We start from the raw sequence: 17702 nt of genomic DNA on the forward strand, positions 1-17702 counted from the left end.
TTGCCGCCAAAATTGGACTTTAGGATCAAGACTTGGGCGCGCGATCCTTGAGCCAGCCGATCCCGCGCCGCAGCAACTCGTAGAACACCGGCAGGTCCCAGGCGCAGCGGTCGACTGTCGGCCACCAATCAAGCATGGGTTGCAGGTCATAGTGCCCGCGGCAATGGCCGAGCGTGTTGTAGAGCACGCCGCCCTTTCCGTGGTCTTTCAGATACATGACGGCATGCTTGCCGATGGCGTCGGCCGCTTCGACGAAGCCGGTGCCCTCCACGGTGCAGTCGGTTTCCAGCAGCACATGTAGCTTGCCGTGGTACTCCATGTGATAGAGTTCGTCCGTGGTCTCGAACGGCTCGATACACTGCACCAGCGGGTGATCGGGGTCCGCCACCGTGACCGTATAAGGCGCAATCGGCGGGTGGCTGAGGAACTGGCTGCCAAGCAGGTCCATCATCAGCGGCGCCCAGCGCGGCGCGTCCCACAGGTCCTTGTTGGGGCCTTCGGTGAGGAAGCGCAGGACGGAGTTGGTGCCGTGCAGCGCATACCAGCGCCCGCCCGCCTGCAGCCAATCGCGCAAGGCTTCCTGCGCCTTCAACGAGGGCGTGACGTCGCAAGTGTAGGTGATCAGGATGTCTGCTGCCTTGATCGCCTCGATGTTCTCATAATCCTCGAAGACGCGGGTGCGGATCGCCGGGTCCTCGGCCAGCAGCTTGAGGATCTCCAGCCGGGCGAAGTCCATGTCATGCCAGACGCCGCCGCAGATGAGCACGCAATCGATGCGTGGGGGGTGAACTTCCGTTGTGTTTTCAGTCACTTGGTATCACCTCTAGAACTGGCAGCCGCTTGACCTTGGCGGTTTTGTTCTTTTGCAAACGCTGGCGTGGGATGCCCACCCCCAACCCCTCCCGCCTGCGGGAGGGGAGCAAAAGGGGCGGCCTGCTTCGCTCATGCGTTCAAGTACTTGTCGAGCGTCTGGTGGAACTGACGGATGCGGATTTCCTGATAGTCGCCCAGATTGACCTCGCCGGTCTTCGACGCGTGGAGGCCCTCCTGCACGTAAGGCAGGTTGTCCATGTCCTGTTCGAAGACGTGGCCGAGCACGCCGAGTTCGGGCGCATCGGTCCACTTCTGGTCGTTCGACAGCAGCTTCATCGGCACACCGTGCGGCATGGGATCGCCCTTCTTGACGCGGGCGAGGATGCGCACTTCCATCAGGCAGGTGTCGGGCGTCTTTCCGGGACGCCAGCGATAGACGATGTTCGGCATGAAGCCGCCCCACGGTGCGAAATTGGGGAAGACGTTGTAGACGAGGCCATCGAGCAGCTCGGCGTCGGTGGCGTGGTCGTGATCATAGCCAGTCTGCGCGGTATAGCCTGCGCGCATGGCGGCGCCCAATGCGGCGCGCGCGGTCATGCCTTCGGGCACGCTGACCGCGAAGGGATCGCCCGAGGCATCGTAGTTGTCGGCCGAGCGGCCATTGTACTTGCAGAACTCGTCAACGATCCACTGCTGCGTCTTGCCCTCGGGATCGACGTGCGGGGACATGATGCCGAACGGAACGTGGTTCACGTTCACGTTGTCGCCATAGGTCCAGTAGGCGGCGTTGGCATCGCCGGTGAAGGGCAGGAGCTGCGGGTGGGTGACGACGGTGTGCCACGCTTCCATGAAGGCTTCGGCGGTGACCTTCCAGTTGGCCGGGACTTCCTTGGCCACCCAGATCACCGTGGTGCATTCCTCGTGGCGCCAGCGCTTGAAGAACTCAGGGATCGGGGCAAGGTATTCCTCGAGAGTGGGGCCGCCCGGTTCCTCGCGCAGGAAGATGTAGCCGCCCCAGCGGCCCACTTCCGCCTCGGGCAACTGCATCTTTTCTGCCGAAAGATGCTTGAAGTCCCACGAACAGGGCATGCCCGCAAAGCTGCCGTCCTTGTTCCAGGCAAAGCCGTGGAAGGGGCAGGTAAAGGTGTCGGCGGTGCCGTCTTCGGTGCGCAGCTTGCGTCCGCGATGGAGGCAGACGTTGTGCATCGCCTTGACGCTGCCGTCTTCCTGGCGGGAGATCAGCCAGGAGCGCCCGGCGTTTTCGAACACGGTGTAGTCACCCGCTTCGGGGATGTCCTCTTCGCGCGCGGCGAACTGCCAGACGTGGGGCCACATCTTCTCGCGCTCGAGACGGGCGAATTCTTCAGACGTGTAGCGCTCTGCCGCCAGCGGTTCGGAGCCGCGGTACTCGTAGCTTTCCTCGGTGAGCATCGCCGGAGCGGGGCGCGAATCCTGGGCCAGCAGTTCCTGCCAGCTGATCGCTTCGCAACGGGCTTTTCCGCCGCCCATGTTAGGGTCACTGTCAGCCATTATGATTCCTCACCCAGATTCCGGTATTGGTGCCGGTTTTGCCGCCCATGCGCGCGCGCGTCACCTTGCTGAAAGCATAGGTTGCACGACTGCCGCCTGCGCGTAACCACTGACATCATAAACTGACGCAGATTCTCGCGGGAGAGAGCAATTGTCCAAGAGGCTTGAAGGCAAGGTCGCCCTGATTACCGGTGGCACCACCGGCATCGGCGCGGCCACCGTGGCACGACTGAGCGAGGAAGGCGCGAAGGTCTGGTTCACCGGATCGAAGGAAGAGGCGGCCGCCACGCTTTGCGCCGAAACGGGCGCGGTGTTCCGCAAGCTGCGCGTGCAGGATGCCGCTGGCTGGCCGGGCCTGGTCGATGAGATCATCGCCGCCGAAGGCCGGCTCGACATCGTATTCGCCAATGCCGGCACCGAAAGCGGCGACGCCAGCATCGAGGATGTTTCGATCGAGGGCTGGGACAATGTCGTGGCGGTCAACCAGACCGGCGTGATGCTGACCGTTCAGAACGCCATCAAGGGCATGAAGCGCAATCCCGAAGGTCCGCGCGGGTCGATCATCATCAATTCCTCGATGAATGCCACGCGCCCATTGGGCAATTACGTGACCTATTCCGTGACCAAGGCCGCTGTCTGCGCGCTTGCCAAGTCTGCCGCAGTGCACTGCGGGCAAAAGGGCTATGCCATCCGCGTCAATGCGATCCTGCCCGGTGTGGTGGAAACGCCGCTTATCCAGCAGATCATGAACAGCCAGCCCGATCCCGCCGCTGCGCGCGCGATGTATGAGGGCATGGCGCCGATGAAGCGCATGGCGCAGTTGAACGAGGTGGCCGGGCTGGTGGCCTACCTTGCCAGCGACGAGGCCGGGTTCATCTCCGGCGCCGAATACGCGATCGACGGCGCGACGACCGCCGGCATGATGGGGGTCTGAGGAACATGGAATTGTCTGCACAGCGCCTGAAGGGGCGCGTTGCCTTCGTATCGGGCGGCCTGCGCGGGATCGGCCTGGCTTGCGCCGAGCGATTCCTGGCCGAGGGGGCCGAAGTCGTGCTCTCGGACCTCGATGCCGAGGATAGCGATACCGCGCGCGAAGTGATGAGCAAGCTGGGGCAGGCGGCCAGCTACATCAGCGCCAATGTCGCCAAGGAAGAAGACTGGGAGCGCGCGGTTGCCCTCGTGAAAGAGCGCCACGGCAAGTGCCACGTGCTGGTCAACAACGCCGGGATCGACCTGACCGGGCCGGTCGAGAGCCTTTCGATGGAAGGCTGGCGGCGGATCATGTCGATCAACGTCGATGGCGTGTTCCTCGGCACCAAGCATTTCGTCCCGCTGATGGCAGAAAGCGGCAAGGATTTCCGCGGCGGTGCCTCGATCATCAACGTCAGCTCGATCATGGGTCTCGTCGGCATGAACGAGGTTTCGGCCTATAATGCCAGCAAGGGCGCCGTGCGGCTGTTCACCAAGGGCATCGCCATCGAATTTGCGCAGAAGAAGACGCCGATCCGTGCCAATTCGCTGCACCCCGGCTTTGTAGAGACGCCGCTGCTCAAGGCCGGCTTCCAGCGCTGGGTCGATCAGGGCTTTGCCGAAAAGCCCGACGATCTGGTGGCAGGCGTGGTCGGCGCAACGCCGATCGGGCGGCTGGCGCAGCCTTCGGAACTGGCGTCGGCCGCGTTTTTCCTGGCCAGCGAGGATTCAAGCTACATGACCGGCGCGGAGCTGGTGATCGACGGGGGATGGACGGCGAAATGACAATCGCTCTCAACAATGTGGTCGCCGTCGTCACAGGCGCAGCGGGCGGGATCGGGCGTGAGCTGGTCAAGGCGCTGAAGGCCGCGAACGCCACGGTGATCGCCACCGACCTTGCGCCAGACGCGCAGATCGAAGGGGCGGACCATTACCTCAAGCATGATGTCACGAACGAGTCCGACTGGCAGGCCGTCGCGGCGCTGGTGCAGGACAAGTACGGGCGCCTCGATGCGCTGGTGAACAATGCCGGCTATTCGATCGTGACCAAGTTCGAAGAGACTCCGCTGGCCGATTTCCACCGCGTCAACGCGATCAACGTGGATTCGATCATCATCGGTACGCAAGTTCTGCTGCCGCTGCTGAAGGAAGGCGGCAAGGCGCGCACTGGCGGTGCTTCGGTGGTCAACTTCTCCAGCGTTGGCGGCCTGCGCGGGGCGGCGTTCAACGCGGCCTATTGCACCAGCAAGGCGGCGGTGAAGATGCTGAGCAAGTGTCTCGGTGCGGAATTTGCGGCGCTGGGCTACAACATCCGCGTCAACTCGGTGCATCCGGGCGGCGTGGACACCGGCATGCTGAACTCGATCATGGACCGCTATGTCGAGCTGGGCGCGGTGCCCTCGCGCGAGGTGGCGATGCAGGGCATCGTGGCCAACCACCCGATCGGCCGCATGGGTCGGCCTGAGGAAATGGGCGGCGGTGTGGTCTATCTGTGCTCTGACGCGGCGAGCTTTGTCACCTGCGCAGAATTCGTGATGGATGGTGGGTTCAGCCAGGTCTGATGAACGTTCGTTTAATTTTTTGTCACAAAATAGAAAGACAATACAGGGGTTTAGGGAAAAGATTCGTCATACTCTGTGATGAAAATGCATCATCCTGAACTAAAGTTATGGGGCTGCCCGGAAATGACCCTCCGGGCAGTTGACCCTGTTAATCTTTTAGTGGAATTCCCGGCCAAGCGCTCAGACGCGACCGATCAATGGGGATTTCCATGACGAAAATGACACTCCTGCGGGCAGCCATGCTCGTTTCTGCCAGCAGCATCGCCACCCTGGCATTCCCTGCCCTTGCGCAGGATGCGCAGACGGCCGAACCGCAAGTGGCCGAGCAGGGCGCAGAAGCGACCGAAGACAGCGGCACCATTGTCGTGACCGGCAGTCGCATCCAGCAGCGCGCCGACTACAATGCGCCCAACCCGATCGTGTCGGTAACGTCGGAAACCTTGCAGCAGGCCGGCAACGTCCAGATCGTCGAGACGCTGGCCCAGAACCCGGCGCTGCTGAACTCGCTGAGCGGCGCGCGCACCTCGGGCTCCAACGCCGACTTCGGTGCGGTCGGCGTGCAGTTGCTCGACCTGCGCAATCTTGGCGAGAACCGTACGCTGACGCTGGTAAATGGCCGGCGCCACGTCGCCAGCCTTGCCGGCACCGCCGCTGTGGACATCAACTCGATCCCGACCGACCTGATCGAAAGCGTCGACGTCCTGACCGGCGGTGCTTCGGCGATCTATGGTGCGGACGGCGTCTCAGGCGTAGTCAACTTCCGGCTCAAGCGCAATTTCGACGGAGTGGTCGCTTCCGGCCAGATCGGCATCTCGGATCAGGGCGACGCCGGGCAACGCTATGGCTCGGTCACTGCAGGGCGCAACTTCGCAGACGGCCGCGGCAACATTGCGGTGGCCTATGAATTCCGCGAGATCGACCGTGTCAGCAGCTTCCGCCGCGACTTTACCGGTGATCCGCGACGCAGCTTTGGCCTGGTCCGCAATCAGGCGGACCTGCCGGACAATCCGAACTTGCCCGACCGGGTGCCGACCAACGACCTGCGCTACGCCGACAGCTCGGTCGATGGTGCGATCGACCTCGACTTCGACGGGATCCCCGACTTCACCGGTTCCGGCAAGGTCTATGACCGTGGTCGTTTGCTGAGTTCCGCCGGCGGCCTGACGCAAGGCGGCGACAGCACGCCGCTGGCCGGCTACCAGGGCGACTTGCAGGCCTACAACCGGACCCACAACGTCAATCTGCTGGCGCACTATGATTTCAGCGATGCGCTGTCGGTCTATGTCGAAGGCAAGTACGTCAAGAACCGGACCTTCACGCAGAATCAGCCCTCGTTCGATTTCTTCACGTACCTGACGCCGGACAACCCGTTCCTGCAGGATCGCTACGCCGGCATCGCCGACACCAGCGGCGGTGCGCTGCTGTCGCGCGACAACTTCGACCTTGGCGTGCGCGGCGAACGCAACGATCGCGAGACGATCCGCGCCGTCCTCGGCTTCGAAGGCCGCATTTCGGACCATGCACGCTATGACGTGTCCTACGTCTTCGGGCAGACCAAGTCGAACATCCTCCTGACCAACTACCGCATCGCCGATCGCTATTTCGCGGCCGTGGATGCGGTGCGTGATGGAGCGGGCAATATCGTCTGCCGTTCGACCATCGACCCCACTGGCAACATCGATCCCAACAACTACGATGCACCGGCCACGACCTTCACGCCAGGCGCGAACAGCGGATGCCTTCCGCTGAACCTGCTGGGCAACGGCGTGCGCAGCCAAGCCGCACTGGATTGGGTCAACGCCGACATCGTGAACCGGGCGCGCATTCGCCAGAACGTGATCTCGGGATCGATCTCGGGCGACTTCGGCCAGTTCTTCGAACTGCCGGGCGGCCCGGTCGGCTTTGCGCTGGGCGGCGAATACCGCAAGGAGTCGAGCCGTTTCGTGCCCGACGATCTGCTTCAGCAGGGTGCGCTGGCCGACTTTTCGCTGCAGCTGCCCGAGCAAGGCTCGTTCGACGTCAAGGAAGCGTTTGCCGAGCTTTCGGTACCGGTCCTGCGAGAAATGCCTTTTGCGCACAACCTGACGCTGGGTGCGGCGATCCGCCTTTCGGATTATTCCACGGTGGGCAAGACGACCACCTGGAAGATCGACGGTACTTATGCGCCGATCCCCGACGTGACGTTCCGTGGCACGCTGTCTGAGGCAGTGCGCGCTCCGAACATCACCGAACTGTTTGCGCCGCGCAACGGTGGCTTCTCGTTCATCAGCGATCCGTGCGATCCGGTGTTCATCACCGAAGGCACGCAGTTCCGCGAGGCCAACTGCCGCGCTGTGCTGACTGCAGCCGGCCTGACGCCCGCGCAGATCGCAGCCTTCAACCCCGAGAACGATCCGACCGCTACGGTCAGCCTCCCCGGCTTCTCCGGTGGCAACCGCAACCTTCGCGAGGAGACGGCGCGGACGTGGACCGCTGGCGTGGTGTTGCGTCCCAGCTTCATCCCCGGCCTCGTCGCCTCGTTCGACTGGTGGGACATCAAGCTGAAGAACGCGGTGAACACGCCGACGGCCCAGGACGTTGCCGAACTTTGCGTCGACCAGCCGAGCCTCGACAACGTGTTCTGCCAGAACGTGGGGCGCGCAACCGGCACCGGCTATATCAACACTTACTTCGTGCAGCCGGTGAACGTGGCGAACTTCCGCACGGCAGGTGCGGACTTCCGCCTGAACTACAGCTTCCGGACGGACAAGCTCGGCTCGTTCAGCCTCAGCCTGATCGGCGGCTATCTCGACCGGCTCGAGTTCATCCCGACCCCGGGCGCGAACGTGGATATCGATCGTGAGGAAACCTACAGCCCCAAGTGGAACGCCACTGGCGACATTACCTGGAAGATGGATGGCGTGACGGTGAACTACGGCATCAGCTGGTTCAGCAAGACGCGTCGCTACGAGCTGGAAACACTGGCCGCCAACCCGGACATCGTCGCGCCCGAGTACTTGTGGATCAAGGAACGCTGGCAGCATGACGTGCAGGTGGCGTTCGACGTGGACGACAAGTTCCGCTTCTACATTGGCGGCAACAACATCTGGAACCAGAAGCCGGACCGCTTCTCCAGCAACTATCCGATCAGCTTCGTCGGCCGCTACCTCTATGCAGGTGCCCGCGTGACCATGTGATCGCCCAAGAGCTCTGATTGCGAAGGCCGGTCCCGCTGGGGCCGGCCTTTTGCGTTGTGGATCGCTTTGCAAGTGCCGCCTTGTTTCAGGGCAGGGTGACGACGCTGTGAGCAAATTTGGACTGGCCAATTCCCGTAGTCTCGGCTTTATGCTGGCGGCGCCATTGTGCCGCTGGCTCTGCCGAAGTCTCTGATTGTCATGCAGAATGTCCAAATGTCCGACCCAAATGACCGGCCCAAGTGTCGAACAGAGCAAAAAGTGCTTTGTGGTCAGGCCAAATTTTGCGTAAGTCATGAAGATTGGACGGTGAACCTTCGCCGGATTGGATCGACAGGCGCTTCGCTTCAGCTTCGATCAAGTTCCGAAGGGGCTGGCGGTCAGCAACGCAATAAGCAGAAGCTTACCTGGAGAGGTTGAATGGGGTCATTTCGAGCAGGTCGTGCGAGCGCAATCATTGCCGCTCCCGTCGCTTGCCTGATCATCGCCGGCACGTTGCCTGCCTTCGCGCAATCTCGGCGGGACGTGATGGTTCTGGATGCGGGCTGGCGGTTCTCGGCAGAAGACGTGGCCGAGGCGAGCGCCCCGGATTTTGCCGATGCGACGTGGACGCAGGTTTCGGTGCCGCACACCTGGAACCGGGTTGGTTACTACAAGCATGACCGTGGCGGCACGAACACGGCCGCTACAGTGGACAAGCGGCAGGGTATCGGTTGGTATCGCCTGCATTTTGCGACGCCGGCGGGCGCCAGGGGCAAGCGCCATTGGCTGGAGTTCGATGCGGCGAGCCGCGTGGCCAAGGTCTGGCTTAACGGCACCTATCTTGGCGAACATCGCGGCGGGTTCTCGCGCTTCAGGTTCGATGCCACGGCGGCGATGAAGGCTTCTGGAGAGAACGTGCTGGTTGTCCGGGTGGACAATGCACAGCCCAAGGCCGGTGGCTCCACCGCCGACGTCCTGCCGCTTTCGGGCGACTTCTTCGTGCACGGCGGGCTCTACCGGCCGGTGCGGCTGGTGACGACCGCACCGTTGCATATCGATCTCGCCGATGCCGGGGGGCCGGGCGTGCGCGCGACTACGGTAAAGGCCGACAAGGATCAGGCGCACGTCGACCTGGTAGTGCGGGTGCAGAACGATACGGCCAAGGCTTCCAAGGCCAGCGTCAGGGTGCGGCTGATCGACCGAGGCGGTGCCGAAGCGGCCAGCGCGACTGTTCCGGCGACGCTTGCGCCGAGCAAGGTCGGCGAGGTTGCCGCTAGGCTGACAGTGGCGGGTCCGCACCTGTGGCACGGCACTGCCGATCCCTATCTCTACGATCTGGTCACGCAGGTGGTTGCCGCCGATGGCACAGTGTCGGACGAAGTGCGCCAGCCCTATGGTCTGCGCACGATGGCGTTCGATCCAGATCGCGGCTTCATCCTGAACGGCCAGCCCTATCGCCTGCGCGGCGCAGGCTATCATCAGGACCGCGACGGCAAGGGCTGGGCCATTTCGCGCGAGGATGTGGCCGAGGATATTGCCACCTTGCGCGAGATGGGCGCGAACACGATCCGCCTGACCCACTACCAGCACGGGCAGGACGTGCACGATCTGGCCGACCGCGCCGGAATGGTGGTGTGGGACGAGATCCCGCTGGTTTCGGTGTGGACGCTGGGCGGCAGCAAGGTGCCCGATCCGGCGCTGGTCGCCAATGCCAAATCGCAGCTGACCGAATTGGTGCGCCAGAACCAGAACCATGCCGCTTCGGCCATCTGGAGCATCGCCAACGAGGTGGACTTCGGCAATTCGATCCCGTCTTTCATGTTTGGCGGGGCTGATGGGCGCGAGGTCGATCCCATGCCGCTACTGAACGAGTTGCAGAAGACGGCCAAGGCGCTCGATCCTTCGCGGCCGACGGCGCTGGCGACGTGCTGCGAGGCGCGGGCATTCGGCAATGATATTGAGATCCCCACGACAGCCGTGGCAGCGGACCTTGGCGGGGCCAACCGCTATTTCGGGTGGTACTTCGGCAAGCCCGGCGACCTCGGGCCGCATCTCGATGGACTGCGCGCCAAGCGGCCGCAGCAGCCGCTGGCCGTGACCGAATACGGCGCCGGCGGCGCGCTGACCATGCACACCGACAATGTGCTGGGCGGGCCGGCCGATTCACGCGGCGCGGCGCAGCCGGAGGAATACGAGAGCCATATTCACGAAACCGCGCTGGCGCAGCTGGATGCGCGGCCCTGGATCTATGCCACATGGCTGTGGAACTCGTTCGACTTTGCCACGACGGTGCGGACCGAGGGCGATGCGCAGGACATCAATACCAAGGGCCTGATCGCCTACGACCACAAGACCCGCAAGGATGCCTTCTGGTTCTACAAGGCGAACTGGAACCCCGAGCCGATGGTCCACATCACCTCGAAGCGCTATGTCGACCGCGCCTATCCGGTGACAGACGTGAAGGTCTACAGCAACACCGCGAGCACCGAGCTGCTGCTCAATGGCCGTTCGCTGGGGGTGAAGAGCGATTGCCCGCAGAAGGCCTGCGTGTGGGGCGGCGTTCGCCTGGACGAGGGCAGCAATGCGCTGGTGGCGCGGGGCGTCCACGCCGGCGGCACGGTCGAGGACAGCGCACGCTGGATGTTGACGCCGGAGACTGCGCGGCGCTTCGTGATCGATGCCGGAACGTTGCTGGCGGCGAAGAGCGAAGGGCGGGTGCTGGGTTCGGACAACTGGTTCGAGGGCGGGCAGGCGGGTTCGCTCGACAAGCCGGCCGACTTTGGCAAGCCTGCGGTGCCCACCGCGATTGCCGGAACGACCGACCGGGCCGCGCTGGCGACTTATCGCAGCGGCACTTTCTCTTACCGCGTGCCGGTGGCTGACGGGCGCTACAAGGTGACGCTGTGGTTTGCCACCGCGCCCACGCAGAAGGTGGGCACGTTCGAGGTGAAGAGCGGCAAGAAGACGCTGTTGCGCAAGTTCCAGCCAGCCATTCCGGCGAGCGGGGCGGTGGCTGAAGCGCGGACCTTCACGGTCAAGGCAAAGGGCAGCCTCGCGCTCGACTTCATCAGCGGTACCACCGATGCCCGGGTCTCGATGATCGAGATCGAGCGGCTGCGCTGACCTCAAGGCAACGGACAGAAGCTATGCTCAGGAAGCTCCCGCTGCGTTGGTGGATCATCGCGCTGATCACGCTCGGCACGATATTGAACTACTTGGCGCGCTCGACACTGTCGGTGGCGGCGCCGACGCTCAAGACCGAGTTTGCGATGACGACCGAGCAGTACAGCTGGGTCGTGCTCGCGTTCCAGGCGAGCTACACGGTGATGCAGACGGTTGCGGGCGCGGTGCTGGATGCGCTCGGCACGCGGCTGGGGTTCTTCCTCTTCGCCGTGGGCTGGGCGCTGAGCAACATGGCCCACGCGCTTTCGACCGGGTGGATGAGCCTTGCCTTCTTTCGCTCGCTGCTGGGCGCAAGCGAGGCAGCGGCAATCCCGGCGGGCACCAAGACCGTGGCGCAATGGTTCCCGGCGAAGGAGCGGCCGCTGGCCACCAGCCTGTTCCAGATGGGCACCAGCGTTGGCAACATGATCGCCCCGCCGCTGGTCGCGTTCTGCATCCTCGCGTGGAACTGGCAGGCGGCGTTCCTGGTAACCGGTGCGCTGAGCCTTGTCTGGGCCGGGATGTGGTGGTTCGGCTACCGCGATCCTGCGGTCCACCCGCGCCTTTCGCAGGCGGAACGCGACGCGATTGCCGCGATGAACCAGCCCGATGCGGCCAAGCCGGCAACCAAGGGGCAGGTGCTGCGCAGCCGTTCGTTCTGGGCGATTGCCGTGCCGCGCTTTCTCGCCGAACCGGCGTGGCAGACCTTCAACTTCTTCATCCCGCTCTACCTTGTGGCGGTGTGGAAGCTTGACCTGAAATCCATCGCGCTGTGGGCTTGGCTGCCGTTCCTGGCCGCCGACTTTGGCAGTCTGGCTGCGGGGCTGCTGCCGCCGTGGCTGATGAAGCGCGGCTCATCGATGCTGTCATCGCGCAAGATCACGATGACGCTGGGCGCACTTTGCATGGTGGGGCCGGCCTGCATCGGCCTTGCCACCTCGCCCGAGATGGCCATTGCCCTGTTCTGTATTGGCGGCTTTGCGCACCAGCTGCTCAACGGCGCGCTGATCACGCTCTGCGCCGACGTGTTCGACAGCCGCACCGTGGGCACGGCGAGCGGCATGGCCGGAACCTCGGCGTGGATCGGCGGCATGCTGTTCACGCTGCTGATCGGGCAGAGTGCCGACGTGTTCGGCTACAACCCGCTGTTCGTGGCGCTGGCGGGGCTTGATCTGTTGGCGGCGGTGGTGCTGTGGAGCCTGCTGCGGGCGAGGCCTCAGGCGGCATGACTGCTGTTTTAGGTCGTGAGCAAGAACGTTGAACAGCTGGATGGGGTGGTCAGCTGCCGTACCACTGCAACTTGCGCATAAGGTCACGCAAAGTGTCCTGCCCGGCCCACAGGGCTGAGGTCCAACCGCATTCTTTTGCTGCCGAAATGTTCTCAATTCTATCGTCGACAAAGAATATGGCTTCGGGCGGCAAGTTCGAAGCAGCTTCTGCAGCACGGTAGAAGGCACGGTTCGGCTTGCAATAGCCGAGATCGGCGGAATAATGCATTCCGTCGAAGCGATCTCGCAGTTTCAATTGGTCCCAGAGAAATGCAGCGCGCTCGTGCTCCTGGACTGTTGCGAGATAGAGTTCGAAACCCTCGGCTCGCAGGTCCTGCAATTCCTCCAGCAGCCGCTGGTCAAGATGTGCGTCGTTGCGGAACCAGTAATCGATCAAAGCATCCGGGGATGTCTCTGGCGCAATTTCGGCGAGGGCCGGGACCAAACGCTCCCGCAAAGCCGCGCGTCCATGCACGACATCGGGCCAGTCATGATTAAAGAATCTATGCTGCAAAGCCAGAAGGGAGATTCCAAGATCGATCTCAAGATTGGCTGACCAGCCTCCGGGGTTAGGGTGCGTGATCAGCACGCCATCCACATCGACCATGATGGCCCTGCGTTGCATGAACTGGGCGTCAGGAGCGCGGCGCGGGATGAGCGATCACCAACCGGTAACCTGCGTCATATTCATCTTCACTGCGAAGATGCCCGAACTTGCGGTCCCAATCTCCGCTTTCCAGGTCATGCGCCAATTCTGCAATCCCTGTCTGCAGACCCGGGAGCGACCAGAATGACGAGCTTCCCGACCTGATCCGCTCGTCCAGATAGGCCTCGGGCCTGCGCCAGTAGGCATAGAGGAACCCATCAGTGCAATCATGCGGAACCGGAACGGGCACAGTTGACACCGGTCCGAGCCAATCGGCGTAATGAGACATTGCCGGCATCTGGCGTTCATCGAGTACAGCTAGCTCAGGCAGATATTCGGTCAACCAAGGCCTTCACGAAGGATCGAATGTCAGCAACACGATAGGGCCGCGCGTCACACGCCTCATCTCTTGCAGGCCGGCGGCCTTGTCGGGCCAGTGGTGGATCGTGAGAATAGCCATTGCGGCATCGAATGACTGGTCATCAAACGGCAGTCCGTCGGCGCTTGCTTGCACCGCAGGCGCGGCATTTGCGTGGCGTTTGCGGATCATTTCGATCGATGGCTCGACAGCAGTCACCTGCCTGTCGGACGGCTCATACGACCCCGTTCCTGCTCCCACGTTCAGCACTGTCGAGGCCGCACCCAAAGCAAGATTGATCTGCGCAGCGATCCGGTAATCCGGCTTCCTCAACTGCTCGTAGTTGATCCCGATTGTGTCATATCGTGCGGCCATGCACAGCGGTTAGAGGAAATTGTGCGCCGCTGCCAGTAAGTCCGCAGAGACGTCGTGTCCGGAACGGCAGCTATTCGTGGGAAATGGCGGACAGCTGACGTTCCCACCATCCGGGAATCTGCCCGCGCGCCCTAGCAATCCCGCGGCGGGATCGCGCCCGAGCGCATGATTGTCCAACCAGCAAGGTCGTGCCCCGCTTTCGCAGCCTGTGCAACCGGTTCGCCACGAAGGCGCGCGCCAAGGTAGCCTGCGTTGAAGGCATCGCCCGCGCCGCTGGTATCAACGGGCTTCAGGACTTCGGCAGGAGCGAGGATCTGGCCATCGGGTAGGCGGCAGCCTTGGGCGCCGAGCTTGACGATGGTTTCGCTGCAGCCGAGGCCCTGCCAGTGGGCGGCGACGGTAGCGGCATCTGCCTCGCCCGAGAGCATGGTTTCATCCTCGAGCGTGGGCAGGCCGATGCTGGCGACGGCGATGGCGGCATCGCGCGCGGCTTGGGCAGTTTGCCGGTCGGGCCAGAGGCGCGGGCGGTAGTTGCCGTCGAAGGCGATGAGGCCGCCCTTGGCGCGGACCTTGCGGGCGAGGGCAAGCAGGGCCTCCCTGCCGTTTTCGGGCAGGATGGCCAGCGATATCAGCGAGAAGGCAAGCAGGTCAGCCGCTTCGGCATGGGCCAGGGCGGCCTCGATGCCGTTGCAATCGAACAAAGCGCGCGCCGCGCTTTCGCCGCGCCAATAGGTGAAGCTGCGCTCGCCCGCATCGTCGCAGGTGATCGCGTAGAGGCCGGGATTGCGCGCAGGGTGAGCGAGGACAAGGCTGGTGTCCAGCCCTTCGGCCGCCCACTGCGCCTTGATATCCGCGCTGAACGGATCGGTGCCGAGCGCGGTCAGATAGGCCGTCTCCACCCCGCTGCGGGCGAGGTGGATCGCGGTGTTGAGCGTATCGCCGCCATAGGCGAGGCGCCAGAGGCTGCCGTCCTGCGACAGCTCCAGCATCGCCTCGCCGACAAGGACTGCGCGCATCAGCGGCAGGCCGGGTTGGCGGCGCCAGGCATGGCGTAGAAGGCGATGGACTGGCCGGGCAGGGTGACCTTGCCGTTGACCGCCGTGCCTTCAAGGCCGGTCAGCTTGTAGTCCGCAGACAGGGCAGGGGCCTTGCCGTTGACCAGCACCGCGCGGGTGTCGAGCGGCTGCCCGGTCATCGTCCAGCCCATGCCCTTGCCGCCGAGGTTGACGCGCTGCGCGGCCTCGCCAGTATTGAGCGCCATGACAGTCACGCCACCGGGCTGGCCGGGCATGCAGTGGGCATAGAGCCGCAATGCGGGCGAGGGCGATGCCGGCGAGGCGAGCACGGTGCTGCCCATTGTGCGCTTCCACAGCACAGCGGCCCAGTAGTTGGGACGGGGCGTCAGGGTATCGCGGTCGATCAGGGCATAGTCGCTGGCGGCGAGCGTATTGTGCATGACGACCTGCAACCCTTGCTGCGCCAGCGCGGCGTTCTGGTTGAGGTAGCGGAAGGTGTCGAGGAAGGTCGAGGCCCATGGGCTGCCACCGCACGCGGCCTGAGCGGTTTCGGTGTTCCACATCGGCTTGCCGGGTTCGAACCGGTCGCGCAGCGCGGCGTAATAGCGGTAATCGCGCACGGTCATGTCGAGCCACTTGGCGGTGAGCGCGTCCGCCTTCTGTGCAGTGCCGATGCCAAGGCCCGCACAGCGCTGCGAGACGCTGCCGTAGAAGTGGTAGGAGACCCCGTCCACGCTGTTCGGGTTGGCCTGCATCATGTCTTCGCTGCTGACGTGGGTGCCCATTTCCGCGGGCACGGGCACGTCCTTGAGCAGACCAGCCTCACCAACACCGCCGGCGCCCAGAATCTTCATCTCGGGCACGGCCTTGCGCGCCCAATCGCGGAACAGGCGGAATTCGGCGCCGTAGTTGGCAGCGGTGTAGCCCTTGGGCATCTGCGGCGCGGCGCTGGGCATGTTGGCTTCGTTGAAGAACTCGGCGGCGTAGAGCGAGCCGCCCGCCTCGCGGGTAAGATCAACCAGGCGCTGCGCTTGCGCTGGCGTCCACACGCCATTGGCATCGCGCGTGCCGTTGCTGACGGCGAAGCTGGTGACGATGGGCGCATCGACGGCCTTGGAGAAGGCGACCACGTTCTTCCACTGATCGCGGGTCAGCACCTGCACGAAGCCTGCGGGCGGGGCGGAGAGATGTTCGCCTTCGGCTTCAAGGTAGGTGTTATTGGCCCAGGTGCCGCTGACCCGCACGAGGCTGGGGCCGAGTGCCTTGGCCAGCGCGACGAGCTTGGGATCGGTCAGGTCGATCGGCGGGCGCTGGCGATAGCGTTCGTCCGCCGGGCCGCCATAGGGCGCCCAGAAGCGGCCGCCGGTCACTTCGACCATCTCGATGTTGTAGGACTGATAGCGATCGCTGACGGTACCGACCTTCGCGAGCTTGGCAAGCTGGAGCGAGGGGGCGGGAACGGACGTCGCGCCGGTCAAGGCAACCATGGCGGTCGCCGCAAGAAATGCCTTCTTCATGATATCCTCACTGTTGTCGTTGTTGTCCTACCAGTTCCACATTGTTCCGTCTTCGAGCCGTGCGACGGGGAGGTATGCTGGTTTGTATGGGTATTTGGCGGCGAGTTTTTCGTCGATGTCGACGCCGTGTCCGGGGGTATCGCCGATGAAGAGTTCGCCCTTTTCGAAGTGGTAGTCGTGGGGGAAGACTTCGTCGGTTTCGGGGGTGTGGCGCATGTATTCCTGGATGCCGAAGTTGGGGACCCAGGTATCGAAGTGGAGGGCGCAGCCCATGGTGACGGGCGAGAGGTCGGTGGCGCCGTGGCAGCCGGTGCGGATCTGGTAGAGGCTGGCCAGATCGGCGATGCGGCGCAGGTGGGTGAGGCCGCCGGCACCGACGACGGTTGCGCGGATGTAGTCGATCAGCTGGTTCTGGATGAGATCCTTGGCATCCCAGATGGTGTTGAAGATCTCGCCCACGGCCAGCGGGGTGACGGTGTGCTGGCGCACCAGCCTGAAGGCTTCCTGGTTCTCGGCCGGCGTGCAGTCTTCCAGCCAGAACAGCTGGTAGGGCTCGAGCATCTTGCCGAGATTGGCCGCTTCCTGCGGGGTGTAGCGGTGGTGGCCGTCATGCAGCAGGTGATGGTCGAAGCCGTAGGTCTTGCGCAGCTCCTCGAACATCTTGGGCACATAGTTCAGCGCCTTGCGCGTGTCCCACCCCGTGACCGAGGGCAGGGCAGCATCGGCCGGTTCGTAGTAGAGCTTGCCGCGGCCCACGCCATAGGCATCCTTGATGCCGGGCACGCCGGTCTGGGCGCGGATCGCCTTGTAGCCCATGTCGATGTAGTGGCCGACCGCTTCCACCGTCTCGGCAATGTCCGCGCCGTTGGCATGGCCATAGACCATGATCCCGTCGCGGCTGCGGCCGCCCAGCAACTGGTAGACCGGCATGCCGGCCATCTTGCCCTTGATGTCCCACAGCGCCATGTCGACCGCGGCGATCGCGCGCATGGTGACAGGTCCCCGGCGCCAGTAGGCCCCGCGATAGAGATACTGCCAGATATCCTCGATGCGGCGCGGGTCCATGCCGATGAGGCAGGGGATGACGTGCTCCTCGAGATAGGCGACGACCGAGAGCTCGCGGCCGTTGAGGGTGCCATCGCCGATGCCGTAGACGCCCTGGTCGGTCTCGATCTTCAGCGTCACGAAGTTGCGGCCCGGGCAGGTGACGATGACGCGGGCGGCGGTGATTTTCATGGGGGGACACTCGCTAAGGACAGGCGGATTGTGGTAATACCGATTGACGGACCGGTTTCGGTCTGTCAAGTTTCTTGAATTGGTAATACCAGAAA

14 protein-coding genes are annotated in these 17702 nt (G+C 63.7%); 6 read left to right on the forward strand and 8 right to left on the reverse strand.

All coding sequences use genetic code 11. From position 1 onward, the window contains the following. Positions 1–25: 25 nt before the first annotated feature. Together AX703_RS10020 and AX703_RS10025 are read right to left on the reverse strand one after the other, a co-directional pair. A complete protein-coding gene (locus AX703_RS10020; RefSeq protein WP_062343849.1) occupies positions 26–811 on the reverse strand; it encodes a ThuA domain-containing protein in 786 nt (261 codons plus the stop codon). A 131-nt stretch (positions 812–942) separates the two neighbouring features. Then, a complete protein-coding gene (locus AX703_RS10025; protein ID WP_062343850.1) occupies positions 943–2343 on the reverse strand; it encodes an SRPBCC family protein in 1401 nt (466 codons plus the stop codon). 151 nt (positions 2344–2494) lie between these two features. Here AX703_RS10025 and AX703_RS10030 point away from each other — a divergent pair, with 151 nt between their 5' ends. The 6 genes from AX703_RS10030 to AX703_RS10055 all read left to right on the forward strand — a co-directional run bounded on the left by AX703_RS10030 (position 2495) and on the right by AX703_RS10055 (position 12420). Continuing rightward, complete coding sequence (locus AX703_RS10030; protein ID WP_062343851.1) at positions 2495–3277, forward strand: SDR family NAD(P)-dependent oxidoreductase; 783 nt, start codon at positions 2495–2497, stop codon at positions 3275–3277. 5 nt (positions 3278–3282) lie between these two features. Next, the gene (locus tag AX703_RS10035) at positions 3283–4098 is read left to right on the forward strand and encodes an SDR family NAD(P)-dependent oxidoreductase (protein WP_062343852.1); all 816 of its coding nucleotides are present in this window, start codon (positions 3283–3285) and stop codon (positions 4096–4098) included. Continuing rightward, positions 4095–4874 (forward strand): SDR family NAD(P)-dependent oxidoreductase, encoded by a 780-nt coding sequence (locus AX703_RS10040; RefSeq protein ID WP_062343889.1) that lies wholly within the window; start codon positions 4095–4097, stop codon positions 4872–4874. Before AX703_RS10035 ends, AX703_RS10040 begins: the two co-directional genes overlap by 4 nt. 209 nt (positions 4875–5083) lie before the next feature. After that, positions 5084–8050 carry a TonB-dependent receptor domain-containing protein gene (locus tag AX703_RS10045; protein ID WP_230487893.1) on the forward strand — a complete coding sequence of 989 codons (2967 nt, stop codon included), beginning with the start codon at positions 5084–5086 and terminating at the stop codon, positions 8048–8050. 417 nt (positions 8051–8467) lie between these two features. Then, positions 8468–11152 (forward strand): glycoside hydrolase family 2 TIM barrel-domain containing protein, encoded by a 2685-nt coding sequence (locus AX703_RS10050; RefSeq protein WP_062343853.1) that lies wholly within the window; start codon positions 8468–8470, stop codon positions 11150–11152. 23 nt (positions 11153–11175) lie between these two features. Continuing rightward, positions 11176–12420 (forward strand): MFS transporter, encoded by a 1245-nt coding sequence (locus AX703_RS10055; protein ID WP_062343854.1) that lies wholly within the window; start codon positions 11176–11178, stop codon positions 12418–12420. 49 nt (positions 12421–12469) lie between these two features. Here the strand turns inward: AX703_RS10055 and AX703_RS10060 are convergent, their stop codons facing one another. From AX703_RS10060 to manD, 6 genes are all read right to left on the reverse strand, one after another. Beyond that, on the reverse strand, positions 12470–13084 hold the full coding sequence (locus AX703_RS10060; protein WP_062343855.1) for an HAD-IA family hydrolase: 615 nt from the start codon (positions 13082–13084) through the stop codon (positions 12470–12472). A gap of 10 nt (positions 13085–13094) precedes the next feature. Beyond that, complete coding sequence (locus tag AX703_RS28300) at positions 13095–13448, reverse strand: hypothetical protein (protein WP_231735475.1); 354 nt, start codon at positions 13446–13448, stop codon at positions 13095–13097. A 9-nt stretch (positions 13449–13457) separates the two neighbouring features. Continuing rightward, on the reverse strand, positions 13458–13838 hold the full coding sequence (locus AX703_RS28305; protein ID WP_231735476.1) for a class I SAM-dependent methyltransferase: 381 nt from the start codon (positions 13836–13838) through the stop codon (positions 13458–13460). Positions 13839–13969: 131 nt separating this feature from the next. Next, positions 13970–14854: a sugar kinase gene (locus AX703_RS10070; RefSeq protein WP_062343856.1), complete on the reverse strand. Its 885-nt coding sequence runs from the start codon at positions 14852–14854 to the stop codon at positions 13970–13972. Further along, positions 14854–16371: a hypothetical protein gene (locus tag AX703_RS10075; protein WP_062343857.1), complete on the reverse strand. Its 1518-nt coding sequence runs from the start codon at positions 16369–16371 to the stop codon at positions 14854–14856. Before AX703_RS10075 ends, AX703_RS10070 begins: the two co-directional genes overlap by 1 nt. Positions 16372–16398: 27 nt before the next feature. Continuing rightward, positions 16399–17607: a mannonate dehydratase gene (gene manD / locus AX703_RS10080; RefSeq protein WP_039335596.1), complete on the reverse strand. Its 1209-nt coding sequence runs from the start codon at positions 17605–17607 to the stop codon at positions 16399–16401. Between the last annotated feature and the right edge of the window lie 95 nt (positions 17608–17702).

The sequence above is a fragment of the Novosphingobium sp. CCH12-A3 genome (genome assembly GCF_001556015.1).
Lineage (GTDB): Bacteria > Pseudomonadota > Alphaproteobacteria > Sphingomonadales > Sphingomonadaceae > Novosphingobium > Novosphingobium subterraneum.

Bases quoted from the DNA above. Each gene is read 5' to 3' on its own strand.
- AX703_RS10050 (WP_062343853.1), top strand. From the start codon at position 8,468: ATGGGGTCATTTCGAGCAGGTCGTGCGAGCGCAATCATTGCCGCTCCC.
- AX703_RS10025 (WP_062343850.1), bottom strand. From the start codon at position 2,343: ATGGCTGACAGTGACCCTAACATGGGCGGCGGAAAAGCCCGTTGCGAA.
- manD (WP_039335596.1), bottom strand. From the start codon at position 17,607: ATGAAAATCACCGCCGCCCGCGTCATCGTCACCTGCCCGGGCCGCAAC.
- AX703_RS10070 (WP_062343856.1), bottom strand. From the start codon at position 14,854: ATGCGCGCAGTCCTTGTCGGCGAGGCGATGCTGGAGCTGTCGCAGGAC.
- AX703_RS10045 (WP_230487893.1), top strand. From the start codon at position 5,084: ATGACGAAAATGACACTCCTGCGGGCAGCCATGCTCGTTTCTGCCAGC.
- AX703_RS10035 (WP_062343852.1), top strand. From the start codon at position 3,283: ATGGAATTGTCTGCACAGCGCCTGAAGGGGCGCGTTGCCTTCGTATCG.
- AX703_RS10075 (WP_062343857.1), bottom strand. From the start codon at position 16,371: ATGAAGAAGGCATTTCTTGCGGCGACCGCCATGGTTGCCTTGACCGGC.
- AX703_RS28305 (WP_231735476.1), bottom strand. From the start codon at position 13,838: ATGGCCGCACGATATGACACAATCGGGATCAACTACGAGCAGTTGAGG.
- AX703_RS10055 (WP_062343854.1), top strand. From the start codon at position 11,176: ATGCTCAGGAAGCTCCCGCTGCGTTGGTGGATCATCGCGCTGATCACG.
- AX703_RS10060 (WP_062343855.1), bottom strand. From the start codon at position 13,084: ATGCAACGCAGGGCCATCATGGTCGATGTGGATGGCGTGCTGATCACG.
- AX703_RS10040 (WP_062343889.1), top strand. From the start codon at position 4,095: ATGACAATCGCTCTCAACAATGTGGTCGCCGTCGTCACAGGCGCAGCG.